The organism is Miniphocaeibacter halophilus (genome assembly GCF_016458825.1).
In the GTDB taxonomy this organism is placed as follows: Bacteria; Bacillota; Clostridia; order Tissierellales; family Peptoniphilaceae; genus Miniphocaeibacter; species Miniphocaeibacter halophilus.
The window spans coordinates 2,110,212-2,133,566 of the sequence record NZ_CP066744.1; the positions used below are offsets into that span (position 1 = coordinate 2,110,212).

At 27.0% G+C, this 23,355-nt stretch carries 22 protein-coding genes, 3 tRNA genes and 2 pseudogenes; 8 read left to right on the top strand and 19 right to left on the bottom strand.

Features of this window, described 5'->3' with window-relative positions; translation table 11 throughout:
* Positions 1-5: 5 nt before the first annotated feature.
* The 13 genes from JFY71_RS10545 to JFY71_RS10605 form a co-directional block, all read right to left on the bottom strand.
* On the bottom strand, positions 6-2,228 hold the full coding sequence (locus JFY71_RS10545) for an ATP-binding protein (RefSeq protein ID WP_243660747.1): 2,223 nt from the start codon (positions 2,226-2,228) through the stop codon (positions 6-8).
* Positions 2,225-3,307 carry a metallophosphoesterase family protein gene (locus JFY71_RS10550; RefSeq protein ID WP_243660748.1) on the bottom strand — a complete coding sequence of 361 codons (1,083 nt, stop codon included), beginning with the start codon at positions 3,305-3,307 and terminating at the stop codon, positions 2,225-2,227. The genes JFY71_RS10545 and JFY71_RS10550 overlap by 4 nt, the downstream gene beginning before the upstream one ends.
* 7 nt (positions 3,308-3,314) lie before the next feature.
* Positions 3,315-3,938 carry a hypothetical protein gene (locus JFY71_RS10555; protein ID WP_243660749.1) on the bottom strand — a complete coding sequence of 208 codons (624 nt, stop codon included), beginning with the start codon at positions 3,936-3,938 and terminating at the stop codon, positions 3,315-3,317.
* Between the two features lie 36 nt (positions 3,939-3,974).
* Positions 3,975-5,027, bottom strand: a complete 1,053-nt coding sequence (gene mobB, locus JFY71_RS10560) for a molybdopterin-guanine dinucleotide biosynthesis protein B (RefSeq protein WP_263457734.1) — start codon at positions 5,025-5,027, stop codon at positions 3,975-3,977.
* Between the two features lies 1 nt (position 5,028).
* The gene (locus tag JFY71_RS10565; protein WP_243660751.1) at positions 5,029-6,210 is read right to left on the bottom strand and encodes a molybdopterin molybdotransferase MoeA; all 1,182 of its coding nucleotides are present in this window, start codon (positions 6,208-6,210) and stop codon (positions 5,029-5,031) included.
* A gap of 59 nt (positions 6,211-6,269) precedes the next feature.
* Positions 6,270-6,620 carry an arsenate reductase family protein gene (locus tag JFY71_RS10570; RefSeq protein ID WP_243660752.1) on the bottom strand — a complete coding sequence of 117 codons (351 nt, stop codon included), beginning with the start codon at positions 6,618-6,620 and terminating at the stop codon, positions 6,270-6,272.
* 9 nt (positions 6,621-6,629) lie between these two features.
* The gene (locus tag JFY71_RS10575; RefSeq protein ID WP_243660753.1) at positions 6,630-7,382 is read right to left on the bottom strand and encodes an amino acid ABC transporter ATP-binding protein; all 753 of its coding nucleotides are present in this window, start codon (positions 7,380-7,382) and stop codon (positions 6,630-6,632) included.
* Positions 7,383-7,390: 8 nt separating this feature from the next.
* Positions 7,391-8,035 carry an amino acid ABC transporter permease gene (locus JFY71_RS10580; protein WP_243660754.1) on the bottom strand — a complete coding sequence of 215 codons (645 nt, stop codon included), beginning with the start codon at positions 8,033-8,035 and terminating at the stop codon, positions 7,391-7,393.
* Positions 8,036-8,100: 65 nt separating this feature from the next.
* Positions 8,101-8,904 carry an amino acid ABC transporter substrate-binding protein gene (locus JFY71_RS10585; RefSeq protein WP_243660755.1) on the bottom strand — a complete coding sequence of 268 codons (804 nt, stop codon included), beginning with the start codon at positions 8,902-8,904 and terminating at the stop codon, positions 8,101-8,103.
* A 117-nt stretch (positions 8,905-9,021) separates the two neighbouring features.
* The gene (gene thrS, locus JFY71_RS10590; protein ID WP_243660756.1) at positions 9,022-10,929 is read right to left on the bottom strand and encodes a threonine--tRNA ligase; all 1,908 of its coding nucleotides are present in this window, start codon (positions 10,927-10,929) and stop codon (positions 9,022-9,024) included.
* Positions 10,930-11,150: 221 nt separating this feature from the next.
* On the bottom strand, positions 11,151-12,452 hold the full coding sequence (hisS, locus tag JFY71_RS10595) for a histidine--tRNA ligase (RefSeq protein WP_243660757.1): 1,302 nt from the start codon (positions 12,450-12,452) through the stop codon (positions 11,151-11,153).
* 1 nt (position 12,453) lies between these two features.
* Complete coding sequence (locus JFY71_RS10600) at positions 12,454-13,191, bottom strand: DUF6873 family GME fold protein (protein WP_243660758.1); 738 nt, start codon at positions 13,189-13,191, stop codon at positions 12,454-12,456.
* The gene (locus JFY71_RS10605; RefSeq protein ID WP_243660759.1) at positions 13,172-14,020 is read right to left on the bottom strand and encodes a protein phosphatase 2C domain-containing protein; all 849 of its coding nucleotides are present in this window, start codon (positions 14,018-14,020) and stop codon (positions 13,172-13,174) included. The genes JFY71_RS10600 and JFY71_RS10605 overlap by 20 nt, the downstream gene beginning before the upstream one ends.
* 75 nt (positions 14,021-14,095) lie before the next feature.
* On the opposite strand from JFY71_RS10605, the gene JFY71_RS10610 reads away from it, so the two are divergent.
* The 5 genes from JFY71_RS10610 (at position 14,096) to JFY71_RS12070 (ending at position 15,843) form a co-directional block, all read left to right on the top strand.
* Positions 14,096-14,171: transfer RNA gene (locus tag JFY71_RS10610), tRNA-Phe, on the top strand.
* Between the two features lie 7 nt (positions 14,172-14,178).
* Positions 14,179-14,253, top strand: a tRNA-Gly gene (locus JFY71_RS10615).
* Positions 14,254-14,256: 3 nt separating this feature from the next.
* Positions 14,257-14,330, top strand: a tRNA-Cys gene (locus JFY71_RS10620).
* A gap of 213 nt (positions 14,331-14,543) precedes the next feature.
* Entirely contained in the window at positions 14,544-15,368 is an 825-nt protein-coding gene (locus tag JFY71_RS12065; protein WP_263457728.1) for an ISL3 family transposase, read from the top strand.
* Positions 15,369-15,429: 61 nt separating this feature from the next.
* Positions 15,430-15,843 carry a transposase gene (locus JFY71_RS12070; protein ID WP_420846441.1) on the top strand — a complete coding sequence of 138 codons (414 nt, stop codon included), beginning with the start codon at positions 15,430-15,432 and terminating at the stop codon, positions 15,841-15,843.
* Between the two features lie 329 nt (positions 15,844-16,172).
* On the opposite strand, the gene JFY71_RS10630 is transcribed toward JFY71_RS12070, so the two are convergent.
* From JFY71_RS10630 to JFY71_RS10650, 5 genes and pseudogenes are all read right to left on the bottom strand, one after another.
* The gene (locus tag JFY71_RS10630; protein ID WP_243660760.1) at positions 16,173-17,273 is read right to left on the bottom strand and encodes a hypothetical protein; all 1,101 of its coding nucleotides are present in this window, start codon (positions 17,271-17,273) and stop codon (positions 16,173-16,175) included.
* Positions 17,270-18,736 carry a hypothetical protein gene (locus JFY71_RS10635; protein ID WP_243660761.1) on the bottom strand — a complete coding sequence of 489 codons (1,467 nt, stop codon included), beginning with the start codon at positions 18,734-18,736 and terminating at the stop codon, positions 17,270-17,272. Before JFY71_RS10635 ends, JFY71_RS10630 begins: the two co-directional genes overlap by 4 nt.
* 370 nt (positions 18,737-19,106) lie before the next feature.
* Positions 19,107-19,307, bottom strand: coding sequence for a GH25 family lysozyme (locus JFY71_RS10640; protein WP_338041888.1), 201 nt, complete (start codon positions 19,305-19,307; stop codon positions 19,107-19,109).
* 72 nt (positions 19,308-19,379) lie between these two features.
* The gene (locus tag JFY71_RS10645; protein WP_243660762.1) at positions 19,380-19,580 is read right to left on the bottom strand and encodes a hypothetical protein; all 201 of its coding nucleotides are present in this window, start codon (positions 19,578-19,580) and stop codon (positions 19,380-19,382) included.
* A gap of 236 nt (positions 19,581-19,816) precedes the next feature.
* Positions 19,817-20,960, bottom strand: a pseudogene (locus JFY71_RS10650) (IS3 family transposase).
* 73 nt (positions 20,961-21,033) lie between these two features.
* Between JFY71_RS10650 and JFY71_RS10655 the strand changes: the two are divergent.
* A pseudogene (locus JFY71_RS10655) lies at positions 21,034-21,410 on the top strand (transposase); the annotation flags it as partial.
* A 75-nt stretch (positions 21,411-21,485) separates the two neighbouring features.
* On the opposite strand, the gene JFY71_RS10660 reads toward JFY71_RS10655, so the two are convergent.
* Positions 21,486-21,917, bottom strand: coding sequence for a DUF1064 domain-containing protein (locus JFY71_RS10660; RefSeq protein WP_243660763.1), 432 nt, complete (start codon positions 21,915-21,917; stop codon positions 21,486-21,488).
* 211 nt (positions 21,918-22,128) lie between these two features.
* Between JFY71_RS10660 and JFY71_RS10665 the strand changes: the two genes are divergently transcribed.
* Both JFY71_RS10665 and JFY71_RS10670 read left to right on the top strand, forming a co-directional pair.
* Positions 22,129-22,788: a helix-turn-helix domain-containing protein gene (locus JFY71_RS10665; RefSeq protein ID WP_243660764.1), complete on the top strand. Its 660-nt coding sequence runs from the start codon at positions 22,129-22,131 to the stop codon at positions 22,786-22,788.
* Between the two features lie 46 nt (positions 22,789-22,834).
* A complete protein-coding gene (locus JFY71_RS10670) occupies positions 22,835-23,341 on the top strand; it encodes an Ltp family lipoprotein (RefSeq protein WP_243660765.1) in 507 nt (168 codons plus the stop codon).
* Positions 23,342-23,355 lie beyond the last annotated feature (14 nt).

The window sequence follows — 23,355 nt, forward strand, 5'->3', positions numbered from 1 at the left end:
TTCTCCTATAAATAAATAACCTCTTTTTCAAGAAGATTATTTAATAAATTTTTTTCTCTTTCTTGACAAGTAAAAATAATAATTTGTCTATTCTCACTAATATTCTTTAAATATTTTAAAGTTTTTAGTAGTCTATAATCATCAAAATTATTAAAAGCATCGTCAAAAATTATAAATTCCTCCTCATTGAAGATTTCATTTGACAAGGCTATCCTTAAACCTAAATATAATTGATCCATAGTTCCCCTACTTAAAGAATTCACATCTTTAAATTCACCGATTTTATCATTACTAAAATTTATATTTAAATCTTCATCGATTTTAATTGTCATATTATAATCGGAGATTAAATCAAAATAATTTTTTAAAAAGCTTACCATACGAGGTAAATAATTTGTTTTAATTTCATTATGAGCTTTTTCAATTTCTTTAATAGCGATATCCAAAGACTTTAAATAGTCGTTTGTTTGTCTAATTTCATCTTCTGTTTGACTTAATTCTTCAATTAATTCAGGTAATCTTTTTACATCATTTTCTAGAAAATTTTTCTTTTCTTCTAAAGATGCAATTTCTTTAATTAAAAAATCAGAATTGCTTTTTGCATTATTAAGATTAAAATGTTTTATATTTTCAAATCCTTTTTCATATTTTATAATATTGTTTAAGGATCTAGTGTCATAATTGTTATTAATTGTACCTAGCTCTTTAATTTTATTGTTTAAATCCTTTTCTAACTCAATGAAGGTATTTCTATTTTTTAAATGATTACTTAAATCAAATCCAGTTTTGTTTCTTATTCTAATAGATATTTCTTTTAATTCTTCGTTTTTAAAATCTTCATCATTTAAAAGAATTTCTATATCCCTATCTTTTTCATCTAATTCTTTTTTAATTTTTTCAAATTTTTCATAAATATATTTATCGGTTTCTAAAACATCTGAATTTAAAATGTTTTTTTTATTTAGCTTTATATTGAAATTATTATTAATTTCCTCAATAATATTAATTTCTTTATTATTTAAAAAAAGTATTATACCAATAGAAATTCCAAATATTATTAAAAAGAAAAATAATATAAAAACAAGTATATTTTGGAAATTAGATATAAATAAGAAAATCAAAGTTAAAAACGAAAAAAGTCCTGAAGCTAGTACAAGGTAAAATACATTTTTCTTATTTTTCGATAATTTGTTTAATTCGTTTTTATAAAAGGCTTTTTTATCTTCATAAATAATTTTATCTTCAATTTCTTTATACTCAGTATAAATATATTTTTTATCCTTTGATAATTCATTGAATTCACGTTGAATATATTTTATTTCTTCTAGAATTTCTTCAGATTTTTCAATATCGTCATTTGCCATTAGTTTTAATCTATTATATTCTTCTAATTGTTTTTTTAAATCTGAAATCTCTTTTTCTAAACTTTTTTTCTGTTCTACTACTTTTAGTAATTTTTGTTGTCTATTATATTCTTCTAATTTATTATATAAATCTATATCATTTCGTAGTTTTTTAAACTCTTTGATTTTTTTATCCAACTCAAATAAATAATCGTCATATTGATTTTTTTTATTCTTTATACTTATAATTTCTTCATTTAATTCCTTTTCCCTACTTTTTAATATTCCATATGGTTTTTTTAAAGATTTTTCAGTTCCTATATTATTTTTAAATGTATTTAATTTATTTAGCCCCTTTACAACAGAAAATACTTCATTATTTTCACTAAATGTATCGGCTATTTTTTCTGAAATATATTTTGTTGAATTAGAAGAAATTTCTATATTATCTTGACCAACTAATATTGTATTTATAAAAATATCACTACTGCATTTAAAGAAATATTCTCCCGGAAAACTTAAGTTGCTTTCTTCATATTCTTCAAATTCCCTTGTTATATCTAATCCTGTTTTTTCATCAAAGATTTTATAGATCTTATTAATAAAATCTCTATATAATCTATATTTTTTTGACTTATAAATAAAAATAATACTACCTTCATATTTTTCACTAGTCCAAGGTTTATATTTGTAGTAATCATCTGTAAATCTTAAAGTTTTTAAATGAGGTTTAACAAATCCATAAAACATACCTTCAATAAATTTTACTACAGTTGTTTTCCCGGATTCATTTTTACCTTGTAGAATTGTAAAATTATTTTTAAATACAATATTTTTATTTTTAAACTGTCCAAAATTTATTATATTTAATTCAATTATTTTCATTTATCTTCCTTTAAAAGAGCTTTTAAACCTAAATTTAAAGCTTCTACATTTATAGAATCATCCATATCATATTCTGACATATTCTTTATAAAAACACCTATTATATTGTTTTCATTTAATTTTTGAAGCTTATCTAAATCTAGATTATTATCGAGTTTATTTATAATTTCTAAATATTTTACATGATCCTTTAGTTCATTTTCAATAGCATCTATGTCAATATCATATTCTTCAGGTAAATTTCCAATTAAATTTATTCTAATATAATTTTTTTTATCAGGATAAATCCAATCATTTAAAAGTAAATCCTTTAATTCATAAAAATTAAATTCTCCATTTATTTTATATTCTACTTCACTAAAAACAGATTGAGAAATATCTAAAAATTCAATTAAAAGTTCTTTTTCTTTAAATTCCCCTAAAACAGCACCATGTAAACCCTGTTCTTTAAAACTTAAAGGTTCTATTGAACCAGGATATACAATGTTTTCAGCAATTGCACCTGGTTTATGTAAATGTCCTAAAGCAATATAATCAAAACCGATGCTCTTTAATTCATTAATATCAACTGGTTGATATTTAAAATTTGTATTAACTATATCTGTATGAATAAGTAAAAAGTTTTTTTTAGATTTATTTAAAGTTATATTTTCAAAAATATTATCCCTATTTAAAATATTGTCTATGTAGCTAATACCATAAACATCATATTCCTCAAATTCAAATTTAGTTATTTTATCCTCTCTAAACAAATATACATTACTTGGTAAATCAATTAGTTTCCATTTTGAAGTATTTCTATAAGGATCATGATTTCCAAATATAATAAATATATTCGTAGATGGTATTTTTCTAAAAAGATCATTTAATCTTTTTAAATCTGATAAAGTCACGTATTCTTCATTATATAAATCACCTGAAAGCAGTAGTATATCCACTTTTTTATTATTAACTATATCAATGAGATTATCAACACTTCGCCATATGTCATTTCTTCTTTCAATGGCCAGTTCTTTTGGGAAAGAAGAGTATTCAAAACTAGATGCTATATGAAAATCTCCACTGTGTAAAAATTTCATAGTCCTCCTATTTATAATAACCATATTTATCTTTTTTATCTTGCTTTATATATATTCTTAAATTATTAATATCTATATTATATAAGTTGAAAATTTTAATTAACATATCCCTAAATCTATTTGAACTAAAATGAGTTTCAGCATATAAATTATGTGAGATTTTTATTGGATTAATCATATTTTTAGGTTCTTTATCAAAATATGGTCTTGTTCTACCATTGTACTTAGTTTTATTTATAAGTGAATATAGTTTACTTTGATCAATTTTAAATAAATAAAATAAAATTTGCTCATATAATTCTTTAAAAGATGAGACCTCAATATTTTTTCCCCTATAAATCGAATAGGATTTTGGTTTGGTATAGGAAAAATCATGAAATAAATTTACAGATTTAGAAAATACCTTTTCATTAGATAATATTTCCAATGAAAGTTGTATTCCCTCAATGGGTATTAACGATTTAATATTAATAATACTATCATAAAACTCTTTAATTTCCTTATGATTTTTTAAGTCTAAATCATAAGTTTGAGCCATGTTAAAACTCTTTTCTAATTTTTCTAAAGAGTCATAGATTGTAAGAATTAACTGAGGATTTTCATCCTTTAATATTTCAAAAAACCTGTCCATTTAATCACCAACTAAATTATACCAAATAAAATTGCCCTAAACTAATTGTTTAGGACTAATATAGTGTTCAATTATATAATTTGCAAAGTTATCTATATCCGACAATTTAAATACATTTTCATATTTATTTGAAAAATCTTCAATATCGGTAACAATTCCCTTTAAAGGTTTTCTTGTAATTATTTCTGTGGAGTTTTTAAAGCGAACTATTTCATATTTATCAAAGTCACTATCTTTTAAACCCTCAATAACAATTAAATCAAACTCCTTTAGTCTGTTAAGTAAAAATTCAATATTTATTTTCTTGTTTTCAATCATCATATATTTTCTATTTGAAAAAATAGCCACACTATCTGCACCTGCATTAAAAAATTTACCGGTATCGGTTTTATTATCTATATTAAAATCGTGGCCATCATGTTTAATAGCACATACTTTATATCCTTTTTCTTTTAGTATATAGATTAGTTTTTCAATGAAAGTAGTTTTTCCAGAGTTTTTTCTACCACAAATAGAAATTATATTGTTATTAATTAGTTTATAGTATTCTTCTTTAGTATTAACATTATACAATATATTATCATTAAATATACTATATTTTAAATCTATTATTTTACTAAAAGGTTCTTTTAGAAGTTCTTTTAATTTATAATTTTCATCATGAATATATTTTTCTAAAGTTGGAACCATTTTTTTTGAATAAATTGCTCCAATAGGATGTATATTATTATTTGATTTAACAGAAAAAATATAGTAGTCGCTAGAAATATAGGATTTAAGATAATTAACAAAATCCAAGTTTATATTTTGCATATCTACTCCGGTTATAAAATTATATTCATATTTACTTGCCTTCAATATTTCTAAAATCCCACTAATTGGACCTATGTTTTTATATAAATCTTCAGTATATCTTACTTTATCTATTTTTTTAAAATCTTTATCATTAGAAGAAACAATAATATCATAACCTTTAAATAAATGAATTAAATTTTCTAAAAAAGTATTTCCTTTATAAATTAACTCTGATTTGTTTTCTCCCATTCGAGAACTTTTCCCACCGGCTAAAATTCCTATTCCAATATTCATATTATGGTAAGTAAATAACTTTTACTTTATCTCCTTCTTTAATTTCTGTATCTGGCTTTTGTACTATTAAGCAATTACAATTTAATAAATTGGAAATTACTGATGATGAATGGATATCTTCTAATTCAACATATTCATTATAGTACCTTGCTCTTACATACCTTTGTAATTTACTAGGTTTTAAATAACCCTTTTTTACAATTTTTTCATGTTCAATATTATTAAACTCCTCAGAATTATAATATTTAGATGCAATTGGCCAAAATAGTACTTGAAAATTGGCTAAGGCTGCAAAGGGATTTCCTGAAAGACTTATTATAATAGAATCATTTATTAAAGCAGCTGAAACAGGAGTGCCTGGTTTCATAGCAACTTTTTTAAACAAAATATTATTTGAGATTTTATTATATAATTCTGGAATTAAATCATATTTTCCTACTGATACTCCTCCGGTTGTTATTATTATATCCGATTCTTGAGAGGCTTTCTCAACACTTTCTGAAATATCAAAAAGATTGTCTTTTACAATTTTAATATTATTAACTTTAATATTAAATTTTTTTAAATATGAATTTATTGTAAATAAAGTACTACAGTATATTTTACCATTTTCAAGTTTTTCTCCAGGATATAATAATTCACTACCTGTAGAAATTAAAGAAACCGAAAGTGGCTTTACAACCTTTATCATATTTAGCCCTAAACTAGCAAAAACACCTAAATGAATTGTACTAATAATTGTTCCGGCCTTTAATATAAGGTCTCCCTTCTTTATATCTTCACCAATATGGCAATAATTCGAGTATTCTTTTTCTTTTTTATTAATACTTACATATTCTACTCCATAATCTGTATCTTCTTGTTTAACAACGCAATTATAGCCTTTTGGAATAAAACTCCCAGTCATTACTCTAATAGCTGTATTTGGTTTATACTCTATATCTTTAAATTGACCGGCATATATTTCATCTATTACTTTAAATTTTCTTGTATTCTCCAAATCCTTATAATTTACAGCATAACCATCCATAGCAGATTTTGGAAATTCCGGAACATTTATTTCTGAATATAAATCTTTAGCTAAAACATATCCTTCAGAATTTAAGAGGCTAACATCTAAAAATTCTGTTTGTGTTTTTATATTATCTTTTAATATTTTTATTGCTTCTATTACATTTATCATATTATCATCCTAAAATTAAAAATTATACTATTAATTATACTATAAAAAAAGAAGTGATATCACTTCTTTAATTCTTTGTATTCCGATTCTTTAAAACCTACTAAAATTACATCGTCATTAATTAGCAATGGTCTTTTAATTAACATTCCATTAGAAGAAAGAAGAGTAATTTTTTCTTCTTGTGTCATATCCGCCAATTTGTCCTTTACATTTTTCTCTCTATAGAGTTTTCCACTTGTATTAAAAAATTTCTTTATATCTAATCCACTCTTATTTATTATTTCTTCTAGCTCTTTATAAGAAGGGGGTTCTTTAGAAATATCTAACAATTCAAAATTATAATTATTATTTTCTAAAAATTTTAATGCCTTTTTACATGTACTACATTTAGGATAACAATATACTTTCATACTACCTCACTATTTTAAATTTAAAAAATTCTTTGTTCTTTCATTTTTGGGATTAACCAAAACTTCTTCAGGTGCTCCCTCTTCAACAATATACCCATTATCCATAAATATAACTCTATCAGCAATTTCTTTAGCAAATTCCATTTCATGTGTTACTATAACCATAGTGGTATTTTCTTTAGCTAAAGCTTTTATTGCTTTTAGCACCTCTTGAGTTAATTCCGGATCTAGGGCAGAAGTTGGTTCATCAAAAAAAATAATTTCCGGATTCATTGCAAGTGTTCTTGCAATTGATACTCTTTGTTTTTGTCCTCCTGACAAGCTATATGGGTACGCTTTCTCTTTTCCTTGTAAATTCATTTTTTCGATTAAATTTTCTACAATATTATCAATTTCTTTTTTATCTTTTTTCTGTACTAATTTTAATGCTAAAGAAATATTTTCATATACACTTAAATTTGGAAATAGGTTAAAGTTTTGAAACACCATACCATATTTATTATTAATTAATTTATAATTTTCTGCTTTTGCATATATAACTTCATCGTTTCTTGTTTCAGCTAAAATCAAATCATCATATTTTATTTCACCAAAATCTATTTTTTCCAAATTAACTGCACATCTTATTAAAGTTGATTTCCCAGAGCCTGAAGAACCTATAATAGCCACAACTTCCCCTTTGTTTACAGACAAAGAAATATCTTTTAAAACATCATCACTACCAAAGCTCTTCCTAATATTTTTCATTTCTAATACTTTCATATTATAACCTACCTATAATAATTATATCTATTTTCTATTTTATTCATAATTTTTTCTACTAAATAATTAAAAACAAAATAAAATATTCCTACTGCAAGAAAAGCTAGCATATTTGAATCTCTATTAGCTATTGATTTTGCTAAGGTAAAGGTTTCTGTTACAGAAATTGCAAAAGCTAAAGATGTATCCTTTACTAAAGTTATTATTTCATTGGTCATTGCAGGTAAAGAATTTTTAAAAACTTGAGGTATTACAATGTTTTTATATGTTTGCCATTTCGTTAAGCCTAAAATATTTGCAGCTTCATATTGTCCTTTATCTATTGATTTAAATCCACCTCTGTATATTTCTGCAAAATAAGCTGCATAATTTAAAACAAAAGCCACTATTACAGCAAAAAATCTATCTGGTGACCTCATCCCAAATATATAAAAAGGTCCATAAAATACAAACATAAGCTGTAACATTAAAGGAGTTCCTCTCATAACAGTAATATAAATTTTAGTAATACTAGATATTATCTTGTTTTTACTATGTTTTAAAAAATATATTATCATACCAAGAGGAATTGATAAGATTAATGTTAGTAAAAATATTAAAAATGTTGTTGAAAATCCTTTAGAAAGTTCTTTAAAAATATTTAATATATACATATATCACCTAATACTTAAAATATTTACAGATATGATAATTATCATATCTGTATTTTTATTTCTATTTATTTAATTAAAGTTTTATCTTCGCCTATCCACTTAATTGACAATTCTTTTAATACACCTTCTGAGGCTAATTCTTTAACTACTTTGTCAACTTTATCTCTTAATTCTTCATTTCCTAATTTAAAAGCAATTGCATATTCTTCGTCTTTTAAAGATTCTTCTAAAACTCTAAACTTTCTTCCTTTATTAATATTGTATTTGGCCACTACTTCGTCCATTAAAACTGCATCTGTTGAACCTTGTTCTAAATCGTTTAAAGCCGTTAAATTATCAGGAACTTTTATAACTTCACCAAGGCTTTCTTTAAATTCTGCTGAATCTTCTAAAGCGTATTCAGCTGTTGATCTATCTTGTAATTCAAGGTTTTTACCTTTTAAATCCTCTAATTCATTAAATTCTGAATCTTCATTTACGACTATAAGTTGTCTATTTTCCATATATGGTTCAGAAAAAGTATATTTTTCTTCTCTTCCTGTTTTAGTAAATCCATTCCAAATTACATTTATATTTCCACTATCTAATTCTGCATCCTTAGAAGCCCAATCAATAGGTTGTAGTACTAACTCCATTTCTAATTTGTCAGCTACTAACTTAGCTAATTCTAAATCAAATCCGGTATAGCTACCATCTGTTTCCTTAAAACCCATTGGTGGGAAATTCGCATCAAATCCAACAATTAAAGTATTAGAAGATGTGTTATTATCTGTTGTTACATCATCCTTACCTTCATTTTTATTTGAACAACTAACTAAAAACAATGACAATGTTAATACTATTACCATAATTAAATTTCTTTTTTTCATTTTTCTCTCCTCAATTAATTTATCATTATACTTTATTATGGTATCATAGTAAAATAATTGTGTAAAGGTAATAAAAAACACCTATTAATCCAAAAAAGATTAAAGGTGTTTAAAAGACTATATTCTTTTAGTTTTAATTTCTTCCACTATATTTTTAATAAATTCATCTGTATCTATTGAACCTTGATCTCCTAGGTCTCTTTTTCTAACAGAGACTTTATTTTCATTAATTTCCTTTTCACCTAAAATTAAACTATAAGGAATTTTCAATAACTGAGCTTCCCTAATTTTAAAACCTATTTTTTCAGATCTGTTATCAACCTGTGCTCTAATGCCATTTTCCATTAATTTTTCTTTTAATTCGTAAGCTTTTTCGTTAAATTTATCGGAAATTGGTAATATTTTTGCTTGTACAGGAGCTAACCAAGTTGGGAACTTTCCTGCAAAATGTTCAATTAAAATACCAATAAATCTTTCCATAGAACCTAAAATTGCCCTATGAACCATTACAGGTCTTTTTTTCTCACCATCTGAATCAATATAAGTCAATTCAAATCTTTCTGGCATTTGGAAATCTAACTGTATAGTTCCACATTGCCAAGTTCTACCAATTGCATCTTCTAAATGGAAGTCTATTTTAGGACCATAAAATGCTCCGTCGCCTTCGTTAATTGTATAGTCAAAATCTTTACTGTCCAGAGCATCTTTTAAACTTTGAATTGCAATTTCCCAATCTTCATCACTTCCCATAGAATCCTCTGGTCTAGTTGATAATTCTACACTATATTTAAATCCAAATACAGAATAAATATAATCACATAAATCTATTACTTTAGAAATTTCGTCCTTAATTTGACTTTTTAACATAAATATATGAGCATCGTCTTGAGTAAAAGACCTTACCCTAAATAGTCCATGTAATGCTCCTGACAATTCATGTCTATGAACTAAACCCATTTCTCCTAACTTTAATGGAAAATCTCTATAGCTGTGCATATTGCTCTTATACACTAAAATAGATCCAGGACAGTTCATTGGCTTTATAGCATAATCTTCATCATCTATTTTTGTAAAATACATATTTTCTTTGTAGTGGTCCCAATGACCTGATTGATGCCATAGACTTTCACTTAAAATAATTGGTGTATTTATTTCTCCATAACCTTCCTTAATATGCAAATCTTTCCAGAAATTCTGTAATTCATTTCTTAAAATCATACCATTTGGATGGAAAAATGGAAAACCAGGACCTTCTTCGTGGAAACTAAATAAATCTAGTTCTTTTCCTAATTTTCTGTGATCTCTTTTTTTAGCTTCTTCTAAAAAATCAAGATATTCTGTTAATTGTTTTTGTTTTTCAAAAGTTATACCGTAAATTCTTTGAAGCATCTTGTTGTTTTCATCACCACGCCAATATGCTCCTGCAATACTTAATAATTTAATTGCCTTAACTTTTTTTATTTCATATAGATGAGGTCCCCTACAAAGATCTGTAAATTCACCTAGTTTATAAAATGAAATAGTTTCATCCTCTGGTAAATTTTCAATTAGGTCAACTTTATAAATTTCTCCCTTTTCTTTAAAATAAGCCAAAGCCTCATCTCTTGACATTTCATATCTTTCCATTTTAAGGCCTTCTTTAGTAATTTTTTTCATTTCCGCCTCAATTAATGGTAAATCCTCGTCTGTAAAGCGATGTTCTGTATCGAAATCATAATAGAAACCATTGTCTATTGCTGGGCCAATTCCAAATTTAACATCTTTAAATAGTCTTTGTACGGCTAATGCCATAATATGTGCTGAGGTATGCCAAAATATTTCTTTTCCTTCAGGATCTTCTATTTTAACAAATCTAATATTGGAATCCTCTTTAACTGGCTCTTGCATTCCCATAATTCTATCATTAACAACAGCACCTAATACAACTCTTGCCAAACCTTCAGAAATATCTTTTGCAATATCCCCTACTAAAACTCCTTCATTGTATTCTCTAACAGAATTATCTGGTAAAGTTATTTTTATCATAATTACCTCCAAGTTTAATATTAAATAAAGTAATAAAAAAATCTTCCATCTCTACTATAATAAATAGTAGGGACGAAAGATTCGTGGTTCCACCCTAATTGCTTCTCAATTAAATAATTAGCTCCAGATTAGTATTCATAAATTCATTTACTTAAAATAGATTTCAGCCATGTCTATTTCTCTCTTAAAGTTTAAATTTACTACTTGGATCCTTCACAGCTTTATATATTATTTACAAGGTATTCAAAATCAACAGTTTTTTGTTCCCCTGTTTTCATATTACGTAAAGTATAAAAATTATTTTTAACTTCATCTTCGCCTATAACAATAACATAAGGAATATTTAACTTATCTGCATAATTAAATTGCTTTTTAAGTTTTCCACCTTCCATATAGGCTTGAACTATTTTATCATTTTTTCTTAATCTAGTCAATAATTCAATAGACTCGCCTTCGTAACCTTTCATTGGTAAGATTATTGCATCAAAAGGCATTTTCACATCTAAGTTTAATAAATTGGCTTCTTTTAATTGGAAGTATAATCTTGTTAAACCTATACTAAGGCCTACTCCCGGAAGTTTTTGTTTAGTATAATTTCCAGCTAAATCATCATATCTTCCACCTGAACAAATTGAACCTAGACTTTCATAACCAGGAATAATCGTTTCATAAACAGAACCGGTGTAGTAATCTAAACCACGAGTAATACTGAGTTTAATTTCTATATTCTCCTCATTAACACCGTAGGCTATCATATTATAATAAACTAATTCCAGTTCCTCAAGTCCTTCTTTAAATAGATCATTGTCCATATTCAAATTTTTTAAATATTCTAATATTTCTTCATTACTACCTTTAAAATATAGAAAATCTAACAATTTATCTATTGTTTCTTCAGAAATATTATTCTCTAGCAGCTCTTTTTTTACATTATCTACTCCGATTTTCTCTATTTTATCAATAGTCCTTAATGCAAAAACAAAATCTTCAATACCTAAAAACTCAAAATAACCATTTAAAACTTTTCTATTATTAAATAAATATTTAAAGTTTTTTAATCCTAATTTATAGAATATTTCTGACATAACAGATGGAATCTCTGCATCATTATATATGGAAATACTATTGTTTCCAATAATATCTACATCGCATTGGTAAAATTCTCTGTATCTACCTCTTTGATTTCTTTCTCCCCTATAAACTTTTCCAATATGATATCTTCTAAAAGGAAAAGTTAAATCATTAAAATGTTGGGCAACATATCGTGCTAAAGGAACGGTTAAATCAAATCTTAATCCTATGTCTGTATCACCCTTTTTTAAAGTATAAACCTGTTTAGTTGTTTCTCCTCCACCTTTAGCTAGTAAAATTTCCAATTTTTCCATAACCGGAGTGTCAATTGGTAAAAATGCATATTTCTTAAAAGTATCTTCAATAATATTTTTCATTTTATTAAATACTACCTGATCTTCGGGTAATAATTCCATCATTCCCGGTAAAACACTTGGTTGAATTATACTCATATTAACCTCCTAAAATTCCTATAATTGAACCTCTATCTATAAAAGTATCAACATTGGGATAATAATAATCAATTTTTTCTCTTTCTAAAATTTTTCTTAACTCTTCATAATACTTATATTTTTTTAAATTCCCATAAAAAATTACTTCATCTTTTCCTATATTACCACAAGTTCCTCCAATAAAACCAGTATTATATCCTGATAAATCTATAAAATTAGGATTTAGCAAATAGGATTTAAGTCCAAGGTTTAAAAAGATTTTGTGAAGTTTTAAATCAGTTGTTATAACCGTATTTTCTTTAATAATCATCGATGAACATTTAGCATATCCTTGATTAACCGTAATCCCGGTATTTTCTTTATCCAGTAAATATTGTAAATTTTCATCAATAAAATCCTTTTTATAAAAATAATAATTATTTAATCTTGAAATATTTAATAAAATATCCTTAGGATACTTTGGATTTAACTTTTCTTTAGATTTAATAATATTAATATTATATTTTTTTGTTTTATCTAAATAATAATCAAAATGTTCATTATAAACGACAAAAGTACTATAATTTACTGGATGAATAACCATATCCGGATGATCATCAACAGGAAGGTCTAAATCTTTACATTTAATTGTTTCAATATAATCTATTTTCAAATCATTAAGTAAGTTTTTAAACTGTTTAGATGATTTATAACTTATAATTACAGCCCTTACTCTCCTGTTAAATGCGAAGGGATTCATTCATTCCTCCTATATAAACAGCTGTTATATCATCTGTTTTAAAAAATCTTGGAAATTCATTTAAAAGCTTATCATTATTTTGTTTTTCTAAAATAGTAAATAAAACCTTATTAATTGAAAATATTTTTAAATCTAAAAACAACTTATTTAAATCAGAATAAATATTTAAAGTATCATAGACTTGACTAAAACCATCACTGCAAATTAGAAACCCCTTAACTTCATCTTTTTCTATTCTTGTATAGAATCCATTTTTTATACCTATACCAGTAGTGTCTAATATCCAATAACCATTTTCCTTATTTTTTAATAACCTATTATTTTTAAGATGATTAATAACAATATCATGTTTTCTACTTTCAAGAATACTAATATTTTCCTTAATAGAAATATTTTTCATTTTATCAATTACTTTTTTATCGAGTAATTCAATATCTTTTGACTTAAAAGTTTTAATAGTATTATCTAGTTCTAACAAGACACTACAATCACCTAAAGTATAAACTTCACAATAATCATCTATGAATCTTACAATGGAAATCGCTGCAGAAACATCATTGAAAGTATATTCATCTTTAAGTTTTGAATTTAAAGTGTTTTCCAATGCTAATTCTAAAGCCTTAACAATTGAAATTTCCTTATTAAAAAGTTCCTTAGAAAGATTTTTTTTGAAATTATTAACAAAACTATGGACAATATAATTACTATTATCTTTATTGGTAATTGCAGAAGCTCCATCTATAACAAATGCAAAATCATTTGAAACAAAGTATGTATCTTCATTAAAATTTTTTTCGGTATAGTTTACAATTTGTAAAAAATTAAACATTTAACATCTCCAAAATTATATTTGACATTATTTAAAAGTTATTGTATCATAAATTGGTAGTCAAATGTACTATTCGCCCGGATAGCTCAGTCGGTAGAGCAGAGGACTGAAAATCCTCGTGTCGCTGGTTCGATTCCGGCTCCGGGCACCAACACAATGCGGAAGTGGCTCAGTGGTAGAGCATCGCCTTGCCAAGGCGAGGGTCGCGAGTTCGAATCTCGTCTTCCGCTCCATATGGCGGCATAGCCAAGTGGTAAGGCAAAGGTCTGCAACACCTCTATCCCCAGTTCAAATCTGGGTGCCGCCTCCATAAGAAAAACAACCCCTTAAACTATAATGTTTGAGGGGTTTTAGTTTGCATAAGTGTGCTACCTGCTGAAAATTAATTTTGGTTCTATAATTTATGGTGTTGGTGAAGAAAAAAGAAAATCTTCTCCAGCACCATTTTTTTATAAAAAAAGAGACATAACAACCATTTTTCCGATACAATAAATTCACTACAAAATACCAATCGGAGGTCATTATGTCTACTAGTAATTATATCTTAGATTTCTTAGGAATAAAAGATAAGAATATTAAATTTATTAAATTCAGCAATAATATGAGAAAGAACAATGTAATATATAAAGTTATAGACGCTAAACTTTCTTATACTCCTAATATTTGTCCAATTTGTGGGAATATGGACAAGAATGCAATTATTAAGCACGGAAATAAAATATCAAATATTAAACTTCTTCCACTAAATGGAGATCCTACTATTTTAAAATTAAGAAAACAAAGATTTTTTTGTAAAGAATGTTCTCATACTTTTACAGCAAAAACCAATATTGTAGAGAAAAATTGTTTTATTTCAAATAGGGTAAAATTACATATAACTGAAAATCTAACTATGAAAATAAGTCAAAAGGATATTGCTAGGTTAAATTACGTATCTTCTAATACCGTTAGTCGTTCTTTAGAGGCTAATTATAAGGCTTTTAGAGTTAACAAGTCATATCTGCCTGAAACTTTGTGTTTTGATGAATTCAAATCCACTAAAGATGCTAAGGGCAGTATGAGCTTTATCTTTTGTAATGGTGATAGGAAGAATTTTAATATTATGGATATTGTTGAAAATCGTACTCTCCCTTATTTAACTAAATATTTTAGAAAGTTTACCTGTAAAGCTAGAGCAAATGTTAAATATATTTGTATAGATATATATAAACCTTATATGTCATTAATTAAGGATGTTTTTCCTAATGCTCAAATAGTTTTAGATAAGTTTCATATTGTAAATCTTATTGGCAGAGCTTTGTTAAAAACAAGGATTGAAATAATGAAAAACTTTTACTTCCTCTATTGAATATAAAAGACTAAAAAGATATTGGAAGCTAATTCAAAAGGATTCTTCTAAACTTGATATAATCCACTTTAGTAAATGGACACATTTTAATAAGTGGAAAAGCACATCTGATGTAGTAAATGAAACTATTGCTGTTGATGATAATTTAAAGAAAACATATGAAGTTTATCAAATTCTTTTATCTGATATTAGATGTGAAAATTCTAAAGGATTAAGGGAACATTTAACTTTATTTAAGGACACAGTAAGTGAACAAATGAAAGTAGCTATAAACACTTTGTTAGAATATTTTGAATATGTGAAAAACACCTTAAGTACGGACATTACAAATGGACCCTTGGAAGGTACTAATAATCTTATTAAAAGTATAAAAAGAATAGCTTTTGGATATAGGTCATTTTATAATTTTAGAAATAGAGTTTTTATAATTAAAAATTTAATGAAGCCAATAGAAAATTATCAGGCAGCTATATAGCTGCCTAATATAAAAGTAGTTTGTTATTTTATTGTATACCAACACCATTTGACAAAGAACCGTTATTTTTTAAACTAATTTAATTTAATTTTTTGTTATTTTAATTCATTTTAATATAATTCCAATAATTGTATAAATATTAATTCGTTATTAATAGATGCTGCTTAACCATTCTATGAATTCTGTTTTCTGATTTTATGTTTTTCTAACTTGATATTAATTTATAAGTTCTTGAATATTTTTAATCATACATATCTCCAATGCTAATTATCCATATTGTAATATAATTTACTAAAAAATTACATGCAACTACATTAGCACCAATAATATTAATTTTTTTCAGAATGGTACTTTTGTTGAAGAGCATCAGTTACTGTTTCAATAATTGAAAAGTCAAAATCCTTTTTTGAAATTTCTACTAGTTTCAAAAACTCCTTATTTCTTTTGAAAGACTTCCATAATAATGTTTTGTCTTTATCATCAAGGGTTATCTTATACAAAAGATTGGCAAGGTAAATTATTAAAGACCTAAGCCTATCATCAACTTTGTTTTTATCAAAAGAATTGTATGTCTTAAAATCATCTTCGGTATATTTTGACTGTAGTCCAAGTATAGGATTAATTAGCAATTGAGTAGAAGAATTCATTAAATTTACATAAGAACCTAACTCGTACTGAATATCCTCCGGCATTAAGTTATAATCAAGTCCAAATTCTTTTATTCTTTCTATTGCGTTATTAAGTTTTTGAACTTCATCTTTAATGCGAGTTATACGCTCATTTATTTCTACAATAGCCAGTTCAAATGATTTAACATCACGTTTACTAATAAGAATGAAGATATTCTCTAAGCGATTCCTATCATTTTTACCTTTCCATAGAAGAAATCCACTGCTTGCAAGTGCAGTTCCAGAAATCATCCAACCAATGGGGCTAAAAAGATTCATTATTATGCTTCCAGCGGTAATTCCCCCACCACCAGCTGCAAGTGCACCTCCACCCAACCAAGCTAATGCTGCATTAGTAGCTGCTGCACCACTTAATGTAGATATAGCTGTTCCTGTTGATGCAATTCCAAACGTTGTTGCAATTCCCATTGCAGCTGTAGGTCCTAAAGCTGCAAAAGCAACTCCTATCCCTACACCTGCTGCACCTTTTCCTGCATTCTTTGCTACAGTATTTTTGTAATCTGTTTCAATTTTTTCTGCCTGTTGTTTCCAGTTTAAACGAATTTTTTTAAGCTCCTCATATTTCAACCATTCTTCACTAGGGACATTTCTGATATCATCAAAGATTTTTTGTATAGTATTTAATTCATCATATATTTGACTTGTGTAAAAACCTAGCTCATCTATTTTTTTATTCGTTTTTTTAATAGCTAATTCCGTCAATTCTTGGGTACGTTCTAATTTTGATTTTTTCTTACTCATTGTCTATCTCCCTCCCTAAAATATGAATCTATATCAGATTTTGTCCTAAGTATCTTATTATCAGAAACCTTCCTAAGTTCTGCCAACTTGACAGATTTTTGAAATGCCTGGACATACATATCACTATTCTTAAAGTCATCAACAAAATCTACAAGATTTTCATCGTCATATATCTTAGACAAGATTGAAAGTCCGCTCAGATAATTTTCTACGATGGCTATTTCTCTTCTTGCAAATTGAGCTTCGGATACAGCTTTTCCTATTGAAACAGCTCGCTTTACTTCTCCATACAAAGAAATGGTGAAGCGTCCCACTCCTGCTATATTAAGTCTAAGCGCAAACTCTTTCATATTGAAAGCACCACTACTTTTTGAAAATGCACGTATGGTTGCATCGCTAAGATCTATCATACAAAATACACCGTGTCCCACTGTAAGCATTCTTTTTACTGTGGCATTTGAGAACGGTTCGCAAGCTTTCCACATATCAGATGCTGAAATTTCTGTTTTATCTGTTGTTGCTAAATACTTTATCAATCGTCGTATAGCATACATAAATCTAGTAATGATTTCATTAATAAAAACTGGAATAGCCTGAGTAGCTTGAAATCGGATATCGAATCCTTCTGTATAAATACTCAGAGCCAATTCATTTATTATGCTATCAAACTGTGAAGGAGGTATATTCAAATATCTTTTTATTACAATAAGATCATTAGTCCAAGACCAAAATGGAGAAGGTATTCCCATGCCCCGACCCTTACTACTTGATGAACCAGATACATCGGAAATCAAATGTCCAAACCAATTGACAAATCCAGAAAATAATTTTGCAGGAACACTTTTACCATTAAGTTTAGATTTTCCATCAGCATTCTGTAACGATATTACATCCCCTCCAGATACAAAGTGTGATTGGTTTGTAAACTGATCTAATATTGAAAAAAATAAACCAAGCAAAGTTGGATTATGTCCAAGCGATTTAAAATGATGATTACTAGGAGTCAATCCGAATATGTCACTACCTGAATCTCCAGCTCCGCGCTGATCATATGGAATTTCGAATTTTTCCTCAAGAAAGGTGATTGCTGTTGAAAGTGAATCATCTTTTTTGCTATCCCATCCACAAAGTTTTGCAAAATCAAATATTCGTTTTTCAAACCACCTATCAACAACATCAGCAGCTGGTGAATTCATTTTATCTGTTTTTTGTGACTTATTGGGTTTTCCAACCAAAAAAATATCAATAATACCACATAAAACTCCTGAGCTAGCAGCCAATGCATAATCCAATTTATCACAGTTAGGTCTGAGACTTTCAACTGACGTAATTGTCTCTTTCAGACTCTGTATTTCACTTTCAGCTGATATTAATGCAGTTTCAATTGAAGATGTAAAACTAAACTCATTGTCGCCAATATCCATTCCAAAAATTAATTTATTTGTTTCTACTACTTGACTCATACATTTTTACTCCTCTATTAATGATTATAATATACTCATGATATCTATCAAAATATCTCATGTTGTAAATTGACTATTGTATAACCTAAACTCAACATCATAATATATAATAACCTATATTTTTATACAAAAAAAGAGGTGGAACTTAATCCACCCCATCCTCATCTACTTCCCTTTTAGCTAATTCCAATATTTTATTTATACCTACACCCTCTACTTCATTAGCTTTTGTTTCGTATACTATTGACTCTATTAATGAAGTTAAGTATATATCTACATCAGCGACCTTCTCATTTAATAATTCTAAACCTTCTTTTCCTAATTGAAACTTTACTTCAGTTAATGCTTGGTTAAATACATCCTCTGCTGTTTATTTATCCCGTTTTTCTGATTCTTTTAATCTTGAAACAAATATATTAGCTTCATTTCTAGCTTGTTGCACATTTAATGCATAAAGATACCAATATGCTCTCACAGGCATTCCTATTGCTTTACATTGACTATATACATCATTAAATTTACTATCTAATGTATAACACCACTTCCTGCTCTTGCAATAACAAATCCTAATCCTGCTTTCTTTGCTTGAGCAATATTACTTTTACTATTCCATTGAGATAAATCAACTCCTATTGTCAAATTATCACCTCCCAATCTTAGTTATTTCATCATAAATCCTATCCGATTTCTTATGAAGTTCCCTATTATAGAAATCTATCTTATTTAAAGTATCAGCCATAATTCTATTAGTAGTGACTACTTCTTTTACAGCATCTGTTAAGCTTTCTATTACTTCTTCAAATCTATTATCGTTATTTTCAAGAGAAACTATTTTATCTACCACTTTATCTATTTGTTTCATAATTTTTGAGTTGTTTTGGATAGGCTACACTAAATAAAGCAGTTTTATACCAAACATGATAGAATCTAAATAATAAAAACAAGAAGTGAAATCATGATCGGTAAGGGTAAAAAGATACGATGATAAATTTAAAGAATAAAGATCTGATTTAATCTTTGTTTGACTTAGCTTTGGAATGGCAACCTTTTTTTAGACAGTTTTATACCGAACACAAATAACTATGCAGCTATCCATACTTCCATATTCAAATTCCTATACTCAATTGGCGTCATATAGCCTAGAGAGCCGTGTATTCTAACATTGTTATACCAATAGACATATTCTGCCAACCCCATTTGTAACTCTTCAAATTTTCAAATCTATTTTGATATTTAAACTCAATTTTTAATACCTTGTTAAGTGCCTCACACACTGCATTATCATAGGGATTACCCCTACTACTAAGTGAGCGCTCAATTTTAAAAGCATCCAGTATTTCATCAATGCTTATATTGTCATATTCTTTTCCTTTATCGGAATGGAATATTTTCATTTTATCTAATGGATATTTACAAGTGAAAATTGCCTTTTCAACTAGACCTGCATCCTTCTTTTTACCCGCAGAATACCCAACTATTTCTCTATTATGAAGATCTTCTAGGAGGCATACATAGTTCCAGGATTTGCCTACTCTCACATATGTTAAATCACTTACTATTACTTCTAAAGAGTCTCTGTCATTGAAATCCCTATCTACTATATTCTCTATTTTAGCCTCGTTACAAGTGCTCTTGTAGACTTTGTATTGAGCTACTGTGTAATTAGAAACAAGTCCATTTGTTTTCATAATTCTGGAGATTACTTTTCTAGATACACAAAAACCTAGTTTTTCTAACTCATTTTTTATTTTCCTAGTTCCAAAGTTATTTCTGCTATCTTTGAAAATTCCCTTCACAAGATTTACTAATTCGATATCTTTATTTTTTGTCTTTTTAAGGGATAATTCATTATTTATATGATGATATACCAAACTTCTATTGACCTTTAAAAATTTGCACATGGCACTAATACTGTATTTCTCCTTGTTAGAAATAATTAGGTCTATCTTTTGCCCAGTAGTAGTGCTGCCTGCTTTAAAATATCATTTTCCATTTCAAGTTGTTTTAGCCTTTTCTCCAATTCTATTACTCTGTTTTCTTCGTCCGTCCTATTGTCCTTAGCATTAAAAGATTGCGTGTTATTGTATTTTACAACCCATTGCCTAATGGTAGACGTAGAGATTCTATACCGCTCACTTAACTCTCTGTAGGTATGATTTCCTTGATTATATATATTTACTATTTGCTTTTTAAAATTCTCTTCATAGTATTTTCTCTTAGACATTTCAATTCCTCCCATTTCTTTTAATATATCATGTTCGGAATGAAATTGTCCTATTTAGTATAGCCTATCCACAAAATTAATCGAACAAGCTCTTCTTAGTTCTAAATACTCATTAAGTAAAATACAGTTATTTCATTCAGATAGAGGGAGTGAATATGATAATAAAATAATAGATGACCTTTTAAAAATCTTTAAGATACAAAGATCTTTAAGTAGAAAAGGTAATCCTCATGAGGGTCTACCCCAGCATAGCGAGGGTACAATGCAATAAGTGAAGCAACTAATAAAATTTTAAAAACCGAATTAATTTATCAACACAAATTCAAGAATCTAGAACAATTAAAATATGAACTGGAAAAATATATTTATTGGTATAACAATGATAGAATACACGGTTCTTTGGGATATCTAAGTCCTCTAGAATACAAAAAATTAAATATGACAAGTTGAATTTCTATAAATAGATAAAAATATTTTCAAGGTTTAGGCTATGGCAAATTACGTTTTTTAATTTGGGCAACACCTTTACCTTAGACTAGTTCTTGGAAATATTTTATAGTTGTTAAGAAATTCAAGGAAGTGTTTGACATGAAATTGTCTAAAAAAGGGTTGCCATACCACCCTAAATATAAATCTCTCACCATATTTAAATAAAAACATCTTTCTTTTAATTTTATATACATCTGTTTTAAATCCTTTAGTATCTTCCACTATTTCATAACCATCTTTTGTAATATATTGAAAATCAGCCACATAATAAATTGCTTTTTCCTTTTTTCCTTCATATTCAAAACCATCTAGTATTAAAAACCTAGGCTGTAATTCTAGCTTATATATTTCCTTAGCTCTTTCTAAAAGTTTTAATTCTTTGTATCTATTTATTTCTTTTAAGCTATCAAACTTAATACCATCACATTCACATCTAATAGCCCTATATTTGTTCCAGTTTCTTCTCAACTTATTTACCTCTTTGTTTAATTAATCGTTTAATAGATTCCATTTCAGCACTGTTATTTTCATTACCTCTTTGTAGTACAATTATGTGTTGCATTAATATACTTCAAGTATTAATCGTGGCTTGAAATATTTTCAGGTAAATTGGTTTTCTTTGAAATATACTTGAATTATTTTCTAGCGTATATTAACATATATGAAAAGGAGACAAATTATGACATTAGCTGATAATATAAGATTTTTAAGGAAAAAAAAGAATATGTCTCAAGATTATATAGCCGAAAAACTTGGATATAAATCATATACCACTATTCAAAAGTGGGAGTCTGGAATTTCTGAACCTTCCTTAGAAAAACTGCATGAATTATCGAAAATTTTTAATGTTGATATAGACTATCTAATATCTAAAGACTTAACAAAACCAGAGAATGAAATAATTGGAAAAGTAGAAACAATTAATTCATATAAATACATACCAGATCCTGTTTCTGCAGGAAATCTAGAAAATATGGAAGGACAAAAATACAGTAGCATATCTATTCCTAATAATTTTCTAGGAAAATATGCAAACAATCCAGACATTATTATTATGAAAGTTAACGGAGATTCTATGAATAAAATTATTCCAAATGAAAGTCTTATTGGAATACTGGAAAACTTTCCTTTATGTGATTTAAAAAATGGAGATATTGTTGTATTTAATGATAACTATAATTGTTTTGTTAAAAGATTCTACAAAACCGATACTAAAATTATATTTAGACCTGAATCAACAGATGAATCATTTACCGATATAACTTTTGATATAACAGAAGATATTTTTACTACAGTTAAAATAGTCGGAAAAGTAGTTATGTATAATGTTATTTTGTAATAAACATACTTAGTGTGTTTAAATAAATTTATTTAGGAGGATTTGTATGTCAAGAAGTAAAGTAAAGAAGCCATTCTATAAAAGATGGTGGTTCATATTAATTGTAATAATAGTTGCAATTGGAGTTTATGGAGAAATAACTGGTTCAGAAAATACAGGAGTTAAAATATCCGTAAATAATGAAGATGTTACTGAAGAAAATACAAAAGAGCAAGGAAATGAGGAAACAGAAGCACCAACTGAAGCTATACCAACAGAATATAAGTCTGCTCTAAAGAAAGCAAAATCATATTCTGATACAATGCATATGTCAAAACAAGGTATCTATGATCAATTAGTATCAGAACATGGTGAAAAATTCCCTGCTGAAGCTGCAACCTATGCTATTGATAATTTAGAAACTAATTATAAAGAAAACGCACTCAAAAAAGCAGAAAGTTATCAAGAGACTATGTCAATGTCCAAACAAGCCATATATGATCAATTAGTATCAGAACATGGTGAAAAATTTACAGCTGAAGAAGCTCAATATGCTATTGATAATTTAGAATAATAATTATATTTAAA